The following is an 18,636-nucleotide window of genomic DNA, read 5'->3' as shown; positions in this document are numbered from 1 at the left end:
AGCAGGTAGCATGAAGGGGATTTTACAACGCGGAAGTAAAAAGGGAATGGAACTGACGTGGACGCTCGGGAAAGTCATCTTTCCAGTCACGTTGATTGTCACAATCCTTCAATACACGCCAGTTCTCCCATGGGTGATGGAGAAACTGGCACCTTTGATGGGGTGGATTGGACTGTCTGGTGAAGCGGCTGTTCCTCTTGTTGTCGGTAACTTCTTAAATCTTTATGCAGGCATTGCCGCGATCATTTCCTTTGAATTTACGGTAAAAGAAGTGTTCATTCTCGCCGTCATGCTGTCCTTTTCCCATAACTTACTGATTGAATCGACCGTCGCAAAAAGGGTAGGCGTGAGTTGGTGGTTCGTGGCCGGAGTCCGGTTGAGTCTCGCATTGGTTTCGGCTGCTCTCATCAACCTTTTCTGGAAAGGTGGAGGCGAAACTGCGAAATACGGGTTTACTCCTGAAAAGACAGTCGACCCGAATGGATGGACGGAAATTATTTTTCAGGGCGTACAAACGGCCTTCATGGGGATTGTGCAGCTGGCATTGATTGTGATCCCTTTAATGATTTTTATGCAATACCTCCGGGAGAAAGGCTGGCTTGACCTTTTTTCTGGTTGGGTAGCACCTGCCACTCGATTTCTTGGGATGGAACGCAACACCTCCATGACACTTGTAGCAGGACTCACGATCGGGCTCGCTTACGGTGCAGGCTTAATGATTCAAGCCGTTGAAGAGGACGGCGTTTCCAGGAAAGATATGTATTTAGCTATTCTCTTTCTCGTCTCCTGTCACGCGGTCGTTGAGGATACGCTGATCTTCATTCCACTCGGCATTCCTATATGGCCATTGCTTTTGATCCGTCTATTGACGGCGATTGTGTTAACAGCTGCCGTCGGCTTCGTTTGGAACAGACTACAACAGAAAAGAAAGGATCCTTCCAATGAGCATACGTACCATTCTCTTTGATTTAGATGGGACGTTGATCGATACGAACGAATTGATCATCGCTTCTTTTACTCATACGATTGAACAATATTCTGACCGCTCTTATGAGCGTGAAGAGATTCTTGACTTCATTGGTCCTCCACTGAGGGAGAGCTTGCACAAAGTGAATCCTGACAAAGTGGAGGAAATGGTTGAGACTTACCGCAAACATAACATTGAAAACCATAACCGCTACGTAAAAGCCTATGAAGGTGTGGTTGAAACGATCGACACGCTGAAAGAACAAGGATACAAATTAGGCATTGTGACGACGAAGATGAGAAACACCGTTCACATGGGTCTTGAATTGACAAATCTGGATGGGAAATTTGAAACGGTCGTTACGCTGGATGATGTCACAAATGCAAAGCCACACCCTGAACCGATTGTGAAGGCTTTGAACCTTTTGGATTCACAAGCTTCTGAAGCGATCATGGTCGGAGACAACACGCATGACATTGAAGCAGGACAGAATGCAGGAACAAGAACAGCCGGTGTAGCCTGGACAGTAAAAGGAAGAAAAGTCCTGGACGACTTGAATCCTGATTACATGCTTGATAATATGCGTGATTTATTAAAGATTACAGGAGGATGACTCTATGAGGAAAACGGAACGCTACCCGGTCAAAGGAGCCAATTCACTTTGGCATATTTATAAGACGGTCCCGTTTTTCAAAGTGGTCAAAAACTTCATCGTTATTCAAATGGCCCGGTACACTCCGTTTCTTTCTATGAAGAATTGGTTGTACCGGACTTTTCTCCATATGAGGGTCGGCGATCAAACAGCGTTCGCTTTGATGGTCATGGTGGATATTATGTTTCCTGAAAAAATCAAGGTAGGTCGGAACTCGGTGATCGGTTACAATACAACGATTCTGGCTCATGAATATTTGATTGAGGAGTACCGTCTTGGAGATGTTGTCATCGGAAATGAAGTATTGATCGGAGCGAACTCGACCATTCTTCCCGGGATCACAATCGGTGATCGTGCTGTTGTCTCTGCCGGAACTTTGGTGCATAAAGATGTTCCTGCAGGTGCCTTTGTGGGAGGAAACCCGATGCAGCTCATCTACACGAAAGAACAAATGGAAGAACGGAGAAAGAACGGGGGAGAAGAATGACGTTGACACAGTCGGTTCTACCTGCAGTGAAAAAAATCAAAGAATTTGAAGCCTTGTTAGAGAGTGATACGGATTATATCATTCTTCTGGAGAGCCGGTTAGGTCTTTTAAGAAAACTCGTAAAAATCGGACAAAAGGCTGGTAAGAAAGTTTTTGTCCATGTAGACTTGATTCAAGGTTTAAAAGCGGATGATTATGGCATGGAATACATAGGTCAGGAAGTCAAGCCAGATGGCGTGATATCCACAAGAGCTCATGTCATTCAACAAGCGAAAAAGTATCATCTCCTTTCTGTACAGCGGTTGTTTCTGATCGATAGCCAGGCCATTGAACACAACGTGAAAATCATTCGTAAAACGGCTCCGGATTTTGTTGAAGTTTTACCAGGCGTTTTACCGGGAATGATAAAAGAGATCAAAGAGCACATTGGCATACCTGTCATTGCTGGAGGCTTGATTCGTTCAAAGGAAGAAGTGGATCAAGCGCTTGCCTCGGGTGCTTCTGCAGTCTCTACTTCACGTTCTGAATTATGGCGGTTTAACAGCAAGAATACATAATCACCTTTCGTGAAGAGGCTGACGGATATCCACACAATGATTAGATCAAGCTAATGGTTGTGTGGTTTTTTGTACGTCAATTGTGGTACACAGAAAGGAGATCACATCATGACTGAATTCATGGGTGAGCTAATTGGCACCATGATCCTCATCATTTTCGGTGGGGGTGTTATTGCTGGTGCAAATTTAAAAGCAACAAAAGCACAAGGGAACTGGGTGCTGATTACTATTGCCTGGGGACTTGCTGTAGCTATGGGTGTGTATGCTGTAGGAAGAGTGACAGGGGCTCATATCAACCCTGCCGTTACGCTTGGACTTGCAACGGTTGGAGATTTTCCCTGGAGCAAAGTTCCCATGTACATTACCGCCCAGATGGCTGGTGCATTCCTTGGAGCTGTCATCGTTTTCTTTCATTACCTTCCCCACTGGAAGGATACAGAAGATCAGTTGGCGATCAAATCGATCTTTTGTACAGACCCTGCCATCCGCAGTCCGATATCAAACCTTGTCAGTGAGATCATCGGCACATTCGTATTAGTGATGGGAATCCTGTTTATCGGCGCCAATGACTTTACACAGGGATTGAATCCCCTCATTGTCGGTCTTTTGATCGTAGCCATCGGGATGTCCCTCGGTGCAACAACGGGTTATGCCATTAACCCCGCCCGTGATTTAGGTCCGCGATTGGCACATGCTTTGTTACCGATTCCTGGAAAAGGAGACTCGGATTGGGGATACTCATGGATCCCTGTTTTAGGTCCGATCATCGGGGGCGTTTATGGCGGGTTGTTTTACCAGGCCATATTCGAAGCGAATGCAAATGGCTGGTTCTGGACGGGCACCGTCGTCATATTGCTTATTTTATTGTCCTCCATGCGTGTGGAGCTGAGAAAAGTTCATAATTCTGAAAAAGGAGTGGAATCATGAAGCAGTACATTTTATCCATTGATCAGGGTACAACAAGTTCGAGAGCCATTTTGTTTAATCATGAAGGGAAGATTGTAGAGACAGCCCAAAAGGAATTCGAGCAGCATTTTCCTAAGCCGGGTTGGGTAGAGCATGATGCCAACGAAATTTGGACGTCTGTCCTTGCGTGTATTGCCGATGTTCTAAGAAAATCGGATGTTGAAGCAAGTCAGGTCGCAGGCATCGGAATCACGAACCAACGTGAAACCACAGTCGTTTGGGACAAAAACACGGGCAAACCGATTTATAAAGCGATCGTCTGGCAGTCCCGTCAAACGCAAAGCATTTGCAATGAGCTGAAAGAACAAGGATTGGAAGATACATTCAGAGATAAAACCGGCCTTTTACTCGATCCCTATTTTGCAGGAACAAAGGTGAAATGGATTTTAGATCATGTGGACGGAGCCAGAGAAAAAGCGGAAAACGGCGACCTTATGTTTGGAACGATTGATACTTGGCTTGTGTATAAGCTTTCTGGACAAAAAACACATGTGACAGACTATTCCAACGCTTCACGTACATTGATGTACAACATCCATAACTTGGAGTGGGATAACGAACTGCTGGATCTATTAGATGTACCGAAAAGCATGCTGCCGGAGGTGAAGCCTTCGTCTGAAGTTTATGCACATACCGTTGATTATCATTTTTACGGTAAAGAAGTTCCAATTGCCGGAATCGCCGGTGATCAGCAGGCGGCTCTGTTTGGGCAGGCATGTTTTGAAAAGGGCATGGGTAAGAACACATATGGAACTGGTGGTTTCATGCTATTGAACACAGGAGAAGAAGCCGTTAAGTCAGATCATGGACTGTTGACTACACTAGCCTGGGGGATTGATGGTAAAGTCGAATATGCTCTTGAAGGAAGTATTTTCGTATCAGGCTCTGCCATTCAGTGGCTGCGTGATGGTTTGCAAATGGTTGATTCTTCCCAGCAGAGTGAAGAAATCGCCGGTCAAGTTAAGTCTACGGACGGAGTGTATGTTGTACCTGCATTCGTTGGTCTTGGCACGCCTTATTGGGACAGCGAAGCTCGTGGAGCTGTCTTCGGGATTACTCGTGGAACGACAAAAGCTCACTTTGTACGTGCAACACTCGAATCTCTTGCTTACCAAACGAAAGATGTCGTGGATGCGATGGTCGAAGATTCAGGCATTGAAGTGAAAAAACTTCGTGTGGACGGAGGCGCTGTCAAAAACAACCTCCTGATGCAGTTCCAGAGTGACTTGCTTGATGTGACGGTCGAACGTCCAGAGGTCAATGAAACAACAGCACTTGGTGCAGCCTATCTCGCAGGGCTTGCTGTCGGCTTCTGGGAAGATCGACAAGAAATTGCGAACCAATGGAAAGTAGAACGAGAATTCGAACCAAGTATGAATGAGGAGAAAAGTAAGAAACTATACAAAGGCTGGCAAAAAGCTGTGGAAGCGACAAGGGTATTCAAGCAAGAAGAATAATTCCTTGAAAACATCTCCCTCTCTGATATAATTAGGGTACAAGTTAATGAAATCGGTCGGAGATACGGAGAGACCACGAAGCTTTATGCAATCCGCATAAGAGTTTTCGTGGTCTCTTTTTTTATGACATGGTAGAGCATTCGATAATTAATTCCACACATATTCTATGCTGGAATAGGGAATACCCGTATCAGACCACGAATTAGAAGACAACGGAAGAAGGAGAGATAATATGCAATCATTTTCTAGTTATGAAAGACAAGATCAGTTCAACCGTTTAACCCAGGAAGAGTGGGACGTTCTGGTCATTGGTGGCGGGATCACAGGTTCTGGAATCGCTCTTGATGCAGCAAGCCGCGGCATGAAGACGGCGGTCGTGGAAATGCAGGATTATGCAGCGGGTACATCCAGCCGTTCAACAAAACTCGTCCATGGCGGTTTGAGATATTTAAAACAGTTTGAAGTGAAAATGGTCGCTGAAGTTGGGAAAGAACGAGAGATTGTTTATGAAAATGGTCCCCACGTCACGACACCCGAGTGGATGATGCTTCCATTCCATGAAGGCGGAAACTTTGGTCCGTTTTCAACCAATGTCGGCCTTCGTGTCTATGATTATCTTGCAGGCGTGAAAAAATCAGAGCGTCGTACGATGATGAGTGCAGAGGAAGCCATCGAACGTGAACCACTTGTGAAAAGGGAAGGTTTGAAAGGGGCAGGGTATTACGTTGAATACAAAACAGATGATGCCCGCCTTACATTAGAAGTAATGAAGAAAGCTGTTGAGTATGGCGCATGCTCTACCAACTATGCCAAAGTGGTGGATTTCATCTACGATGACAATGGTTCCATAGTTGGCGCGAAAGTGGAAGATACTGTGTCAGGAGAACAGTATCACGTCAAAGCGAAGAAAATCGTCAATGCGGGTGGCCCTTGGGTCGATGAACTGCGTGAAATTGATGGTTCGAAAAAAGGCAAAACTCTTCAACTGACCAAAGGTGTTCACCTTGTCTTTGATGAATCCGTCTTTCCTTTACGACAAGCGATTTATTTTGACAGTCCAGATGGTCGGATGATCTTCGCCATTCCACGTGATGGCAAGACTTATGTGGGGACAACCGATACGACCTACGATCAGGAAATTGCTCACCCGACCATGACGGAAGACGATCGTGATTACATTTTGAATGCCATGAAGACAATGTTCCCAACGGTTGATGTTACCGCGGATGATGTAGAGTCAAGCTGGGCAGGACTCCGTCCACTCGTTCATGAAGAAGGGAAAGATCCATCTGAGATTTCCCGTAAAGACGAAATCTTCGTTTCGGACTCCGGTCTGATTTCCATGGCTGGTGGTAAGCTTACCGGATATCGTAAAATGGCACAAACCGCTGTTAATATTGTGCGTGATCAGTTGATGGAAGAGTACGGCATCCGTTACTCTGACTCTGAAACGAAACATATGCCGATCTCCGGTGGCGAAGTTGGAGGTTCCAAAGGCTTTAAGAAATTCAAAGAAGAGCGTGTTCAAATCGGTGAATCTTTAGGGTTAAGCCAAGAAGATGCCGATAAATTGATCCAGCTTTACGGTGCGAATGTGGATAAAGTCTTCCATAACTTTAAAGATCGTAAAGAAGAAGCGAAAAAAGAAAACGTCGATCCAATGGTCTTCGCCCAGCTCGCCTATGCTTTAGAAGAAGAGATGACGTACAAACCTGTTGACTTCTTCATCCGTCGAACAGCCGCTCTATTCTTTAATATTCAATGGGTGCGCGATCATAAAACATCTGTCATTGATTATATGGCGAAAGCCCTTAACTATAGTGATCAACAAAAGCAAGAATATACCGAACAGCTCGATCAACTATTAGAAGAGGCAGTCACTCCAATCGAATACGTATAAACAACAAAGACTTCTCCTTCACTGGGGAAGTCTTTTTTTCATCTTCATGTAACTTACGCTGTTCTCATTCGTACTTATACTAAAGTCATTTTTATTAGGGGGAACGGAAATGTCACTTGTTCAAAGCATGATTTATCAAGATGCGAGAAGGCAATTATGGACCGGAACAATCCTATCGTTTATATCTGTGGTCTTTATCCTAGGAATGCTCACATTGAACCCTAGCAGTTTTATATTGTCAGTCGTGTACGCAGCCCTATTCGGGTTTAGTGGAGCTGGACTTCTGAAAACAGGATATTCCGATCTCCAAAAATCCAAAACTGTATTGGATTTTGAACAGGATCCCACGCAAGAATCAATAGACAGGGTACCTGGACGGATGTACATGGGGCAAAAAGCGCTCAAAACCTTCCGAGCTGAACTTTTTGATATGGATGGAGAGAGCTATGGAGAAATTCAAGAGAACATCCAATGGAAACATAAAGCTCTAGCCATGTTCACCGCCCTGTTTTCCTATGACCAGCTCAGACCCGCAGACTTCACTCTTAAAAATAAGAATGGTGATGTGCTCTATCAGGTTGAGAAAAAAGGTGGTTTTAAGTGGAGAGGCTACATCCAACATAAAGAAGGAGCTTATGTAGCTTACACGAAGCAAACAAAAAATAAAACGACCGGGCAAATCATCACTCGATACATAGAAACGGACGAGTGCCGATGGAGTGCGGAAGGGGATGAATTCATTGGTCATTTTAAAATCAAGGATCATGAAGGAAAGGTATGGGCAATCATAAAAAGAGGAGCCATTCCTCGAGAAGCGGCCGATCGATTCTCGCAGATGCCGGGGTATTTGGTTGAATGGACGATCCGTGACAACATCCCGGCCTCCCTCCTCGCTTTCCTATTCCTCCTCCAGTCGAAAGACAGATAAGTCCCTGTCCTATTAAATGATATGGCAGGATTGTGGAAGACTTGATTTCGAGACTTTTGTTGAGTGGATGGGGCTGCGGGGAATGACTCGCTTTCCGCGGGAGCGCGGTGAGCCTCCCCGCAGGAGTCTCGCCATTCCCCACCGCCCCTAACGCTCAACCAGGCAACGAACCCGGGGAGCATCACGAAACTGAGGCTCCCACAATGGGAAGCTTTACATGAAGAAAGCACCTTTTTAGTAAGGTGCTCTTTTTTATAAAAAAATTTCCATATTTTTATAGTTGAACTTAACGTTAACGTTAATGGTATAGTTAAATTGTTAGAATTTTCATTCATTGGAAGGAGATCGAATGACGGGACGTTTATCTATCCAACAAGTGGCCGAGAAATTTGAAGTTACCCAGCGGACCATCCGGTACTATGAAGAACTTGGGCTGATCAGACCTTCCCGCAATTCAGGGGGGCACCGCACTTATTCTCCAAAGGATCTGACCAGGCTCGGGCTTGTTTTTCGTGGGAAAAAGTATGGCTTCCAGCTCGATGAAATCAAAGAAATGATCCACCTTTTCGACCAGGACCCCTCAGGAGTCCGCCAACTCGAACGAACGCTTGCCTATGGGAAAGGAAAATTGCAGGAGGTGGACGACCGGATTCGAGAGTTGGGACAGTTGAGGACAGAAATGAGTCAGTGGCTTGATAAATTCGAAGAAGAATTAAAGGAACGGAGAGGAGATCCTGTATGAATCTTTCTGAGTTGTTAGCTTATCAGTCTCGAAAATACCCGGACAAAGAAGGGATTGTTACACCTGGAGAACGTCTGACTTATCAAGAGTGGGACAGTCAGGTGAACCAGTTCGCCAGAGGTTTGATGAGGTTAGGTATTCAGGCGGGAGATAAGGTGATCATCCATATGCCGAATACGAAAGAATTCGTCATCAGTTACTTTGCCATTCATCGGCTGGGAGCCATTGTTGTCCCGATAAATGCCAGGTTGGTAAAGAATGAAGTTGCCTACATTTACGACCACAGTGATGCTGTTGCACTCATCACCCATGATTTGCTCATTGCTCAAGTGAGAGGACTTGCTGATGAAAGAGACGGCACCTTTATAAAGACAGGAAATGCAGAAGGAGTCTGGCACTCGTTTCCTGACATTCTAGCTAAAGAAGAACCGCTTGAAATGGTGAATGAAGCACATGAAGACGAGGAAGCTTCGATTCTCTATACATCAGGAACTACAGGGCAGCCCAAGGGCGTTGTCTTTACCCATAAGAATATATTGACGGTATCGTCGATGATGGCCGTAGAGCTGGAAATGAAGCCATCCAGCCGTATGCTTCACATGATGCCATTCAGTCATTCCGCTCCACTTCATCTATTTCTAACCGGGGGCACGTTCGTCGGTGCCACTCATATCATTGCTCCTACGTTTACTCCTGATTTATTGTTAGAGCTTGCTTCGACTGAGCGGGCCTCACACTTTTTCGGTGCCCCTGTCGCCTATTTAATGACGGCTAAACATCCAAAAGTGAAAGAAACAGATTTGAGCTGGGTGAAGTTTTGGACATACGGAGGTGCTCCTTTGTCTAAAAAAGAAGTCCAATTTGTGAGGGAGCAGTTTCAAACGGATAGTCTTTGCTGTTTATATGGCCTGACAGAAGCAGGGCCGAGCGGGACGTTGCTATTTCCGCAAGAACATGATGATAAGGCCGGCAGTGTAGGGAAACGGGCGGCGCTCCACTGTGAAGTGCGGGTTGTTGACGAGCATGGACAAAAAGTCGGAAACGGTCAAGTTGGCGAAATTGCTCTTAAAGGCGAAGGAATGATGAAGGGCTATTATAAAGATGAAGAAAAAACTGCGGCTACCTTCAAGGATGGCTGGCTGCTGACAGGTGATATGGGAGAAATGGATGAAGATGGCTACCTGTGGGTCATCGATCGGAAAAAGGATATGATCATATCTGGTGGCGTCAATATCTATCCTCGCGAAGTAGAAGAGCTTTTGTTACAACACCCTGATATTGAAGATGTGGCGGTTGTAGGAGTCCCGCATCCAGATTGGGGTGAGACCGTCAAAGCGCACATCGTCCAAACAGGCCTGATCACCGATGTAGAAAAGGAATGCCGACGCTTCTTACAGGAACACTTGGCGGATTATAAAATTCCGAAGCTCTATGAAGAAATGGCGGAGCTTCCGAGGAACGCGACGGGTAAATTATTGAAGCATCGTTTGCGTGAGCAGGCGCGTCAAGTGTAGGGAGGTGTAAAAGTGAATTTTTACGAAAGAGATGTGAATCTTCAAGATCTCCTAAAGGAAGCATGGGATGAGCCTTTTTACCATTGGGCAGATGAACGACTCCGTTTTTTTGGCGGCAAATGTGCGAAGGACATTGATGAACGGGCGGTTCATACTGATCGTGAGGGTCAACCGAAGTTGATCAAGTATGACAAGATGGGCAATGACATTTCAGAAGTTTGGCTGAACGAAGGGTATAAAAAGACGCTCGAAGAAACGTATGGCGAAGGAATCGTCGGATATCTTCATAAGGATATCCCTGAGCTAGGACAAAAAGGGGACTACATGTACTCTTATGCCCAAGGCTACCTTCTTTCACAGTCAGAGCCTGGGTTTTACTGTCCGGTAACGTTAACGATGGCTACGGCGTACTTGATTGATCATTATGCGGATGACCAATTGAAAGCAACGTATTTGCCTCATGTGTTATCAACGGGGGAAGTGGAGCTGTATGAAGGGGCAACTTTTCTCACGGAACGCCAAGGTGGTTCAGATGTGGGGGCCAACGAAGTGAAAGCTGTCAGGGAAGGTGACCACTACAGAATTCACGGCGAAAAGTATTTTGCCAGCAATGCTGGTGCCTGTGGAGTAGCTATGGTTCTTGCCCGTACAGAAGACGCGCCTTCTGGGACGAGAGGTCTCAGTTTGTTTCTCGTACCTTGGAGGAATGAAGATGGAAGTTTAAATGGCATTCAAATTCGTAGACTGAAAGATAAACTTGGCGTCCGAGCTGTTCCATCCGCTGAAGTTGAATTTGTAGGTGCAAAAGCATTCATGATAGGAGAGGCAGATCGTGGATTCTACTATATGATGGAAGCTTTGAATCTTTCGCGCGTCTGTAATGCGGTCGCTTCTATCGGAATTATGCGGCGTTCTTTAACAGAAGCTCAAGACTATGCCAATAAAAGGAATGCGTTCGGCAATAAGTTGATCGACTATCCGATGGTGAAAGATACGCTCGTCTTTATGACGGTTAAGCAGGAAGTGGAGACAAGGGCGGTTTTCGATCTGATCCAAGCCTTTGAACGAGTGGCTCGTACACCGGAAGAACCACGAATACAAGAACATATCCTGAACCGCGTTAAGATCGCCATTATGAAAAAGGAAACAGCTGAACAGGCCGTCCATTTCGCACACGAAGCCATTGAGATGCACGGAGGAAATGGTTACATTGAAGACTTTGTCACACCTCGCCTTTTGAGAGATGCCCAAGTGTTGACCGTTTGGGAAGGAACGGCGAATATTCTCGGGCTTGAGGTATTGAAACTATTCAACAAATACCAAGGTCATGATCTATTCGTGCAGCATATCCAAGAGCGGTTGGAGAAAGTACAGAATAAAGGGAACGAACACAAATGGGTGAAAGAAGAGGTGCTGAAATTCATCCCATATACTGATGAGGTATTAAAGCAGCCGGCCGAGGTGCAAACCTATTACAGTAAATCTCTGGCTGAAAAAATGGCTTTGCTTTATGAAGCCGTTGTTGCTCTTGAGATGATGGATAAGGGCGAAAGGTTCGAAAAAGTAGGGAAACTGTTCATCCATAAGCAATTGAAAAAAGAAGAGCCGAGTGCAGAACCTCTTGCTCTTCGCTACGCCGATGAGATCCTCCATTTGAATAAAGCTTTAACCTGAATATACGGGCGCACACTTTTGTGCGTCTGTTTTTTTTGTGGGAAAACTATATCTCTCCAGTTAGCGAAACTTCATATCTTCTAACGTGCATTCAATGTCCCCTAACAGTTGTTTAATGTCCTTTAACGTCCTCCGCCGCGGTTTCATTGTCCACGATTTAATAAGGTATCCCTAAGAGTCCGTATTTATGAAACGGTTTCTGCTATGATAAGAAGGGGAACAAGGCTATTGAGTTTCTTCATTGACGCTCTATCTTTATCGTGTTAGCATATTAGCAAGCTAAAGGATTTGGAGAAAGGATGAATTCCATTGGTCAAACGCCTGATGTTTGAAAAACCATTGGGAATGCGGGACACGCTTCCCTTTTTTTATAACCAAAAATCGAAAGCACGCCAGCAATTATCGAATGCGATTCTTTCCTTCGGATATTCGTTCATGGATACTCCGATCATGGAATATCACGAGACCGTAGGCAAAGTAAGTGCCACTTTGGATCAACAATTGTTCAAGCTTTTGGACCAGCAGGGACACACACTCGTATTGAGACCGGACATGACGGCGCCGATTGCAAGGGTAGCTGCTTCTCAGTTGAAGGACGCTGAATTTCCGCTTCGTCTCGCTTATGAAGGACCAGTGTTCCGTGCTCAGCAGACCGAAGGCGGGAAGCCGGCTCAATTTGAACAGGTCGGAACGGAATTGATTGGCGACCACTCCTCTTATGGAGATGCGGAAGTCATCGCCCTTCTCGTCGAATCATTGAAACAGACGGGGCTTGATGATTTTGTCATTACCGTGGGTCACATTGGTTATGTGAAAGCCTTTTTCACTGATTTACTCGGAGATGATGAAGATACGATTGAATATCTTTTAAATTATTTATACCGCAAAAATTATGTAGGCTACCGGGAAGCGGTGAAGGAGCTTTCTGTTCCGAAGGATAAGAAAGATGCACTCCTTCAACTGCTCTCTCTGAAAGGCGGCGAAAAAATTTTTGAAAGCAGCCGTTCACTTGCACGGAATCAAGCATGCATGCAGGCGGTTAATGAATTGAAGCAATTGTACCGTCTTCTGCAACAGTATGAGGTGGAAAAATATATTCACTTTGATCTGAACTTGATCAGTCACATGGATTATTACACAGGGATCCTGTTCGAAGGATATGCGCCAAACCTTGGGGCTCTTCTATGTAACGGAGGCCGCTATGATACCCTGCTGCCTTCTTTCCAACTCAGTGCATCGGCGACTGGTTTTGCCGTCCATTTGGAACGCCTTGTAGAAGCACTGAATGAACAGGAGTCTGATGATGGCCGAATCGGTGTCATCGTCGATGATGATAGTTACAGTCAAGGACTGAAGGAAGCGAAACGCCATCGTGAGGATGGACAGGCAGTCCTTTTGCAACACGTGGACCAAATTCCGGACTTGCAGGCTTTTAAAGCCGAATTGTCAGAAACGATCGATTTAACAATAGGCGGAGGTGAGCGTGATGAGTAAGCCGTTGACCATTGCCATGCCGAAGGGCCGTATTTACGAAGAAGCGGCTGAACTGATGAAAAGAGCTGGCTACGAGCTGGAAGCGGACATGGATGAGTCAAGAAAGTTGATTTTGGAGTTTCCTGAACAGAACATTCGCGTCATGATGGCCAAACCGATGGATGTCGTCACTTATGTGGAATATGGAGCCGCAGATATCGGGATTGCCGGCAAAGATGTCCTGTTGGAACAGGACCGGGATGTATACGAAGTGCTGGACTTGAAAATCAGCCCTTGTTACGTAGCTGTAGCCGGATTGCCTGATCAACCGCTAAGCCGGATTGCTCCAAAAATCGCTACGAAATATCCGCGGGTCGCTTCTGATTATTTCCGTGAGCAGGGCGAACAGATCGAGATCATTCCTTTGAATGGATCGATTGAGCTTGCACCATTGATCGGACTGGCAGACCGGATTGTCGATATTGTATCGACAGGTCGTACATTGAAGGAAAACGGGCTGGTCGAGTATGAAAAGATTACAGATATTACATCGCGTTTAATTGTGAATCCGGTCAGTTACCGGTTGAAGAGCACAGAGATAGAGGAAATGGTGAGCAAATTAAGTGAAGTGATGGAAGGGGAGCGCTGATGAGGATCATTAACAAATCGGACTTGAAATCATTGAAGCGTTCCGTTGATCAAGGAACGGAAGAACAACGAAAAGCTGTTCAGGACATTATTACACAGGTGAAGAGCCGAGGGGACGAGGCCGTTAAAGAATATACAGAGCGTTTCGATCAAGCTACGTTGGGAACCTTTAAAGTTTCTAAAGAAGAGTTTGAACAAGCGTATGCCTCCCTGGATGGTGAGTTCGTTCAAATCTTACAGGAAGCAGCGGATAACATCCGTGCTTTTCACGAGAAACAAAAGACTACTTCCTGGTTTGACAGCTCGAAAGACGGCACGATCCTAGGCCAAAAAATCACGCCGATTGATGCAGCAGGAGTTTACGTACCAGGTGGAACGGCCGCGTATCCTTCATCCGTCTTTATGAATGTAATTCCAGCACAAGTGGCTGGTGTGGAACGTGTCGTCATGGTCACCCCTCCAGGACCAGACGGTAAAGTACCGGATGGCGTCCTTCTTGCTGCGCAGATCCTTGGCGTTGAAGATGTGTTCAAAGTAGGGGGAGCACAGGCTATTGCCGCTCTTGCTTACGGAACAGAAACGATTCCTTCCGTTGATAAGATTACCGGACCTGGTAATGTATTCGTAGCCCTTGCGAAAAGAGAAGTTTTCGGGGACGTCGACATTGATATGATCGCCGGGCCAAGTGAGATTGCCATTCTTGCAGATGATACTGCTCGTGCAGAAGAAATTGCTGCCGATCTTCTATCACAAGCCGAACACGATGCCCGTTCTTCAAGCGTGCTCGTAACTACGAGTGATGCGCTTGCTGAGGCAGTTGAAAAAGAGGTGCAGGCCCAACTGGAGTCCCTGCCCCGTGCTGATATTGCAAGAAAGAGTGTAGAAGACTATGGCATGATCGTACTTTGTGAGTCATGGACAGAAGCAGTCGACACCATTAATGAAATTGCCCCCGAACACCTTGAAATTGTCACCGAAGATCCTTTTCAGGAGCTCGGGAAGATAAAGCATGCAGGAGCGATTTTTCTCGGTCCGTACAGCAGTGAACCTGTCGGGGATTATTTTGCTGGACCGAACCACGTTCTGCCAACGAATGGAACGGCGCGTTTCTCAAGCCCTCTCAACGTTGATGACTTTGTAAAGAAATCCAGTGTGATTTCATACAGCAGACAAGCGCTTGAATCGAATGTCGATAAGATTGCCCGGTTTGCCAGGTTGGAAGGGTTAGAAGCCCACGCGCGTGCAGTAGAGACACGGAAGGAGCGATGGAAATGACAAATACGAGAACGGCAAGAATTGAACGGAAAACGAGGGAAACAGACATTCAACTTGCACTCGGAATCGATGGAGGGGGAAAAGCGGACTTGGATGTCCAGGTTCCTTTTCTTTCTCACATGTTGGAATTATTTACAAAGCATGGCCTATTTGATTTATCCGTTGTCGGCCGTGGCGATGTGGAAGTGGATGATCACCACTTAACCGAAGATATCGGAATCTGCCTCGGGCAGGCGTTGCGAGAAGCGGTAGGAGATAAATACGGCATGAAACGATATGGTTCCATGACTCTGCCGATGGATGAGACGCTTGTCACCGTAGCTGTTGATTTGAGTGACCGCCCACACCTGGAGTGGCGTGCAGAGCTTCCAAAAGATCGCGTTGGTACGTTCGACACGGAAAACGTCCACGAATTTTTCTGGAAGCTAGCGGTAGAAGCTCGGATGAACCTACATATCGTCTTACATCATGGGCATAACACCCATCATATCATTGAGGCGATGTTCAAAGCCTTCGCACGTGCTTTGGATGAAGCGACTCAAATCGATCCACGTGTCAAAGGAGTTCCAAGTACGAAAGGAAGTTTATAATGATAGGCATCATCGATTATGGAATGGGCAATTTATTCAGTGTCTCAAAGGCGCTTGAACGACTTGGCGTAGACTATAAAATCGGGGACCGTCCTCAGGCTTTGGGAGGCTGTGATGGCTATATCCTTCCTGGTGTCGGTGCTTTTCCAGATGCAATGAAAGCCCTCAAAGAGCATGGATTCATTGATTTTATTAAACAAACAGTGGCTGAAGGAATCCCTGTCTACGGGATTTGTCTCGGTATGCAGCTTTTGTTCGAGAGCAGTGAAGAAGGCGGACTTACAGAAGGGTTGGGCTTATTTCCTGGCACCATTTCCCGCTTTCCGGGGATGGACGAACAAGGCCGTTCTTATAAAGTTCCGCACATGGGATGGAACCAGCTTGAGATCCATCAGCCGGACAAACCTCTGATGACAGACGTGAACGAAGACCACGTCTACTTTGTCCACTCTTTTGTTGTGAAAACGGATGAGCCATCTATTTTATATGCAACGTCTGATTATCATATGGAAGTGCCCGCAATCATTGGAAAAGAAAACCTTGTAGCCAGCCAGTTCCACCCGGAGAAAAGTGGGACAGCTGGTATGCAGTTGTTAGAGAACTTTTGTAAAGTAATGTGCAAACAGTGAGGAGTTTTAACGATGAGCTTTACGATTTATCCAGCGATTGATATGCGTGATGGGAAATGTGTACGTCTTGAACAAGGCGATTTTGATAAAGAAACCGTCTATGGAGAGAACCCTTTTGAAGTGGCAAAGGAATTCGCTGAGGCTGGGGCTTCATGGATCCATATGGTCGACCTTGATGGAGCGAAACAAGGTTCCAAGCAAAACGCGGAGCATGTACTGCGTGTGGCGAAAGAATTGAATTGCCGCGTACAGATTGGCGGAGGCATCCGTTCGGAAGGTGATGTTCGTTTTTACTTGGATGAGGGTGTCGATCGTGTCATCATCGGTTCTCTTGCTGTACGAGATGTGGAAGCTACGAAACAACTTCTAGCAACCTATGGAGAGAGGATTGCGATTGGTCTGGATGCACGTGATGGCTTTGTATCAACAGCCGGATGGTTGGAACAATCAGAAGTGAAAGCTGTTGATTTAGGAAAAGATCTCGCTTCCGCGGGTGCGAAAACCTTCATTTATACAGATATTGCAAAAGACGGCATGCTTTCTGGTCCGAATACGAAGGAAATCGTCCGGTTGGCTGAAGAAACAGGTGTCGATGTGATTGCATCTGGTGGAATCAAAGGCCTTGAAGATCTTGTCGAGCTGAAAGAATATAAGGATCGCAATGTGATTGGTTCCATTGTTGGAAAAGCCTTGTACACGAACCAATTCACTTTCAAAGAAGCGCTAGACCTGGAGGTGGACTAAATGCTGTCAAAGCGAATCATTCCCTGCTTGGATGTGAAGGAAGGCCGTGTTGTTAAAGGGATCCAGTTCGTAGATATACGCGATGCCGGCGACCCTGTGGAACTGGCAAAAGTATACGACGAACAAGGGGCAGATGAGCTTGTATTTCTTGATATCTCCGCAAGCCACGAAGGAAAGGAAACGATGATTGATGTCGTCCGTTCGGTTGCTTCTGAACTTGCGATTCCTTTTACAGTCGGCGGCGGCATTCGGACGCTTGAGGATATTAAAACAACACTACGTAACGGAGCGGATAAAGTTTCCCTGAACTCATCCGCTGTAAAAAGGCCGGCCTTGATTACTGAAGGTGCGGATTATTTCGGAAGTCAGTGCATCGTAGTGGCGATTGATGCGAAGTATGATGAAGATTCAGCGAACTGGCGTGTTTATACACACGGAGGACGGACGCCCACCGATTGGCTCGTAACAGATTGGGCCAAGGAGGCAGTCAAACTTGGAGCGGGAGAGATACTGCTTACGTCTATGAATCAAGATGGTGAAAAAACAGGCTTTGACCTGCCATTATTAAAAGCTGTTCAAGAGGTTGTGAGTGTTCCAGTCATCGCTTCCGGTGGGGCTGGGTCAAGTGAACATTTTTATGACGTATTCACGGAAGCCGAGGCAGATGCTGCGCTCGCTGCATCCATTTTTCACTATAAAGAAACGTCCGTACAAAATGTGAAAGCGTATTTGAAGGAAAAAGGAGTGCCTGTCCGATGAATATAGAGGAAGTGAAGTTCGATGAACAAGGTCTCGTTCCAGCGATCGTACAAGATGCCAAGTCCAAAGCTGTTCTGACCTTAGCCTATATGAACGAAGAATCTTTGAGAAAAACGTTGGAAATCGGCGAAACGGTTTTTTACAGCCGTTCTCGTCAAGAGTTATGGCACAAAGGAGAGACATCGGGAAACACGCAGGAAGTCAGCAGCATCCATTATGATTGTGATCAGGATGCGTTGCTTGTCCAAGTACTTCCATCTGGTCCTGCCTGCCATAAAGGGGATTATAGTTGCTTTTCTGAAGAACTGACTGAAACGGAAAGCAAACCGAAAGAGAACCGCTATCAGATTCTGGACGAGCTTCAAACCGTCCTCGCAGAAAGGAAAGCCACCCTCCCTGAAGGGTCTTATACTTCCTCTCTGTTCCAGGAAGGTGTCGACCGAATTGCGAAGAAGATTGGTGAGGAAGCTGGCGAAGTCATCATTGCTGCAAAAAATGATGACCCAGAAGAAATCGCCTTGGAATCCGCGGATCTATTGTTTCACCTCCTTTTAATTCTGACTGATCGTCAAGTCCCGCTCGATCATGTGCTGGATGTTCTGGAGAAACGTCATTCCTGATGGATTACATTTTCCTCCTATTTCTCTGCAAGCATTTATGTTATACTGCATAAT

At 46.0% G+C, this 18,636-nt stretch carries 19 protein-coding genes; all 19 read left to right on the top strand.

What is annotated here, in order from left to right:
• Positions 1-10 precede the first annotated feature (10 nt).
• The 19 genes from ACXACN_RS10920 (at position 11) to hisIE (ending at position 18,582) form a co-directional block, all read left to right on the top strand.
• A complete protein-coding gene (locus tag ACXACN_RS10920; RefSeq protein ID WP_474964401.1) occupies positions 11-967 on the top strand; it encodes a nucleoside recognition domain-containing protein in 957 nt (318 codons plus the stop codon).
• Complete coding sequence (ppaX, locus tag ACXACN_RS10915; RefSeq protein ID WP_474964400.1) at positions 942-1,580, top strand: pyrophosphatase PpaX; 639 nt, start codon at positions 942-944, stop codon at positions 1,578-1,580. The genes ACXACN_RS10920 and ppaX overlap by 26 nt, the downstream gene beginning before the upstream one ends.
• 4 nt (positions 1,581-1,584) lie before the next feature.
• Positions 1,585-2,106 (top strand): acyltransferase, encoded by a 522-nt coding sequence (locus ACXACN_RS10910; RefSeq protein WP_474964399.1) that lies wholly within the window; start codon positions 1,585-1,587, stop codon positions 2,104-2,106.
• Positions 2,103-2,663 carry a glycerol-3-phosphate responsive antiterminator gene (locus ACXACN_RS10905; RefSeq protein ID WP_474964397.1) on the top strand — a complete coding sequence of 187 codons (561 nt, stop codon included), beginning with the start codon at positions 2,103-2,105 and terminating at the stop codon, positions 2,661-2,663. The genes ACXACN_RS10910 and ACXACN_RS10905 overlap by 4 nt, the downstream gene beginning before the upstream one ends.
• Positions 2,664-2,771: 108 nt before the next feature.
• Positions 2,772-3,590: an MIP/aquaporin family protein gene (locus tag ACXACN_RS10900; RefSeq protein WP_474964395.1), complete on the top strand. Its 819-nt coding sequence runs from the start codon at positions 2,772-2,774 to the stop codon at positions 3,588-3,590.
• Positions 3,587-5,086, top strand: coding sequence for a glycerol kinase GlpK (glpK, locus tag ACXACN_RS10895; RefSeq protein ID WP_474964393.1), 1,500 nt, complete (start codon positions 3,587-3,589; stop codon positions 5,084-5,086). The genes ACXACN_RS10900 and glpK overlap by 4 nt, the downstream gene beginning before the upstream one ends.
• 232 nt (positions 5,087-5,318) lie before the next feature.
• Entirely contained in the window at positions 5,319-6,986 is a 1,668-nt protein-coding gene (locus tag ACXACN_RS10890; protein ID WP_474964392.1) for a glycerol-3-phosphate dehydrogenase/oxidase, read from the top strand.
• Positions 6,987-7,095: 109 nt separating this feature from the next.
• Entirely contained in the window at positions 7,096-7,914 is an 819-nt protein-coding gene (locus ACXACN_RS10885; RefSeq protein ID WP_474964390.1) for a hypothetical protein, read from the top strand.
• A 349-nt stretch (positions 7,915-8,263) separates the two neighbouring features.
• Entirely contained in the window at positions 8,264-8,656 is a 393-nt protein-coding gene (locus ACXACN_RS10880; RefSeq protein WP_474964389.1) for a MerR family transcriptional regulator, read from the top strand.
• On the top strand, positions 8,653-10,170 hold the full coding sequence (locus tag ACXACN_RS10875) for a class I adenylate-forming enzyme family protein (protein ID WP_474964387.1): 1,518 nt from the start codon (positions 8,653-8,655) through the stop codon (positions 10,168-10,170). Before ACXACN_RS10880 ends, ACXACN_RS10875 begins: the two co-directional genes overlap by 4 nt.
• Before the next feature lie 12 nt (positions 10,171-10,182).
• The gene (locus ACXACN_RS10870) at positions 10,183-11,844 is read left to right on the top strand and encodes an acyl-CoA dehydrogenase family protein (RefSeq protein ID WP_474964386.1); all 1,662 of its coding nucleotides are present in this window, start codon (positions 10,183-10,185) and stop codon (positions 11,842-11,844) included.
• 309 nt (positions 11,845-12,153) lie between these two features.
• Positions 12,154-13,338 carry an ATP phosphoribosyltransferase regulatory subunit gene (locus ACXACN_RS10865; RefSeq protein ID WP_474964384.1) on the top strand — a complete coding sequence of 395 codons (1,185 nt, stop codon included), beginning with the start codon at positions 12,154-12,156 and terminating at the stop codon, positions 13,336-13,338.
• Positions 13,331-13,966, top strand: a complete 636-nt coding sequence (gene hisG / locus ACXACN_RS10860; RefSeq protein WP_474964382.1) for an ATP phosphoribosyltransferase — start codon at positions 13,331-13,333, stop codon at positions 13,964-13,966. The genes ACXACN_RS10865 and hisG overlap by 8 nt, the downstream gene beginning before the upstream one ends.
• The gene (hisD, locus tag ACXACN_RS10855) at positions 13,966-15,240 is read left to right on the top strand and encodes a histidinol dehydrogenase (RefSeq protein WP_474964380.1); all 1,275 of its coding nucleotides are present in this window, start codon (positions 13,966-13,968) and stop codon (positions 15,238-15,240) included. Before hisG ends, hisD begins: the two co-directional genes overlap by 1 nt.
• Complete coding sequence (gene hisB, locus ACXACN_RS10850) at positions 15,237-15,830, top strand: imidazoleglycerol-phosphate dehydratase HisB (RefSeq protein ID WP_474964378.1); 594 nt, start codon at positions 15,237-15,239, stop codon at positions 15,828-15,830. The genes hisD and hisB overlap by 4 nt, the downstream gene beginning before the upstream one ends.
• Complete coding sequence (gene hisH / locus ACXACN_RS10845) at positions 15,830-16,459, top strand: imidazole glycerol phosphate synthase subunit HisH (RefSeq protein ID WP_474964376.1); 630 nt, start codon at positions 15,830-15,832, stop codon at positions 16,457-16,459. Before hisB ends, hisH begins: the two co-directional genes overlap by 1 nt.
• A 12-nt stretch (positions 16,460-16,471) precedes the next feature.
• Entirely contained in the window at positions 16,472-17,203 is a 732-nt protein-coding gene (gene hisA, locus ACXACN_RS10840; protein WP_474964374.1) for a 1-(5-phosphoribosyl)-5-[(5-phosphoribosylamino)methylideneamino]imidazole-4-carboxamide isomerase, read from the top strand.
• The gene (gene hisF, locus ACXACN_RS10835) at positions 17,204-17,962 is read left to right on the top strand and encodes an imidazole glycerol phosphate synthase subunit HisF (RefSeq protein WP_474964373.1); all 759 of its coding nucleotides are present in this window, start codon (positions 17,204-17,206) and stop codon (positions 17,960-17,962) included.
• Entirely contained in the window at positions 17,959-18,582 is a 624-nt protein-coding gene (hisIE, locus tag ACXACN_RS10830; RefSeq protein WP_474964371.1) for a bifunctional phosphoribosyl-AMP cyclohydrolase/phosphoribosyl-ATP diphosphatase HisIE, read from the top strand. Before hisF ends, hisIE begins: the two co-directional genes overlap by 4 nt.
• Positions 18,583-18,636 lie beyond the last annotated feature (54 nt).

It is taken from the genome of Halobacillus sp. AWM4_238, from assembly GCF_056158265.1.
Note: the sequence above shows the minus strand (reverse complement) of the source record. Positions and strands in the feature narration are given on the sequence as shown.

Excerpts from the sequence above, each read along its gene's own strand:
- ACXACN_RS10920 (WP_474964401.1), top strand. The coding sequence starts at position 11 with ATGAAGGGGATTTTACAACGCGGAAGTAAAAAGGGAATGGAACTGACG.
- ppaX (WP_474964400.1), top strand. The coding sequence starts at position 942 with ATGAGCATACGTACCATTCTCTTTGATTTAGATGGGACGTTGATCGAT.
- ACXACN_RS10910 (WP_474964399.1), top strand. The coding sequence starts at position 1,585 with ATGAGGAAAACGGAACGCTACCCGGTCAAAGGAGCCAATTCACTTTGG.
- ACXACN_RS10905 (WP_474964397.1), top strand. The coding sequence starts at position 2,103 with ATGACGTTGACACAGTCGGTTCTACCTGCAGTGAAAAAAATCAAAGAA.
- ACXACN_RS10900 (WP_474964395.1), top strand. The coding sequence starts at position 2,772 with ATGACTGAATTCATGGGTGAGCTAATTGGCACCATGATCCTCATCATT.
- glpK (WP_474964393.1), top strand. The coding sequence starts at position 3,587 with ATGAAGCAGTACATTTTATCCATTGATCAGGGTACAACAAGTTCGAGA.
- ACXACN_RS10890 (WP_474964392.1), top strand. The coding sequence starts at position 5,319 with ATGCAATCATTTTCTAGTTATGAAAGACAAGATCAGTTCAACCGTTTA.
- ACXACN_RS10885 (WP_474964390.1), top strand. The coding sequence starts at position 7,096 with ATGTCACTTGTTCAAAGCATGATTTATCAAGATGCGAGAAGGCAATTA.
- ACXACN_RS10880 (WP_474964389.1), top strand. The coding sequence starts at position 8,264 with ATGACGGGACGTTTATCTATCCAACAAGTGGCCGAGAAATTTGAAGTT.
- ACXACN_RS10875 (WP_474964387.1), top strand. The coding sequence starts at position 8,653 with ATGAATCTTTCTGAGTTGTTAGCTTATCAGTCTCGAAAATACCCGGAC.
- hisG (WP_474964382.1), top strand. The coding sequence starts at position 13,331 with ATGAGTAAGCCGTTGACCATTGCCATGCCGAAGGGCCGTATTTACGAA.
- hisD (WP_474964380.1), top strand. The coding sequence starts at position 13,966 with ATGAGGATCATTAACAAATCGGACTTGAAATCATTGAAGCGTTCCGTT.
- hisB (WP_474964378.1), top strand. The coding sequence starts at position 15,237 with ATGACAAATACGAGAACGGCAAGAATTGAACGGAAAACGAGGGAAACA.
- hisH (WP_474964376.1), top strand. The coding sequence starts at position 15,830 with ATGATAGGCATCATCGATTATGGAATGGGCAATTTATTCAGTGTCTCA.
- hisA (WP_474964374.1), top strand. The coding sequence starts at position 16,472 with ATGAGCTTTACGATTTATCCAGCGATTGATATGCGTGATGGGAAATGT.
- hisF (WP_474964373.1), top strand. The coding sequence starts at position 17,204 with ATGCTGTCAAAGCGAATCATTCCCTGCTTGGATGTGAAGGAAGGCCGT.
- hisIE (WP_474964371.1), top strand. The coding sequence starts at position 17,959 with ATGAATATAGAGGAAGTGAAGTTCGATGAACAAGGTCTCGTTCCAGCG.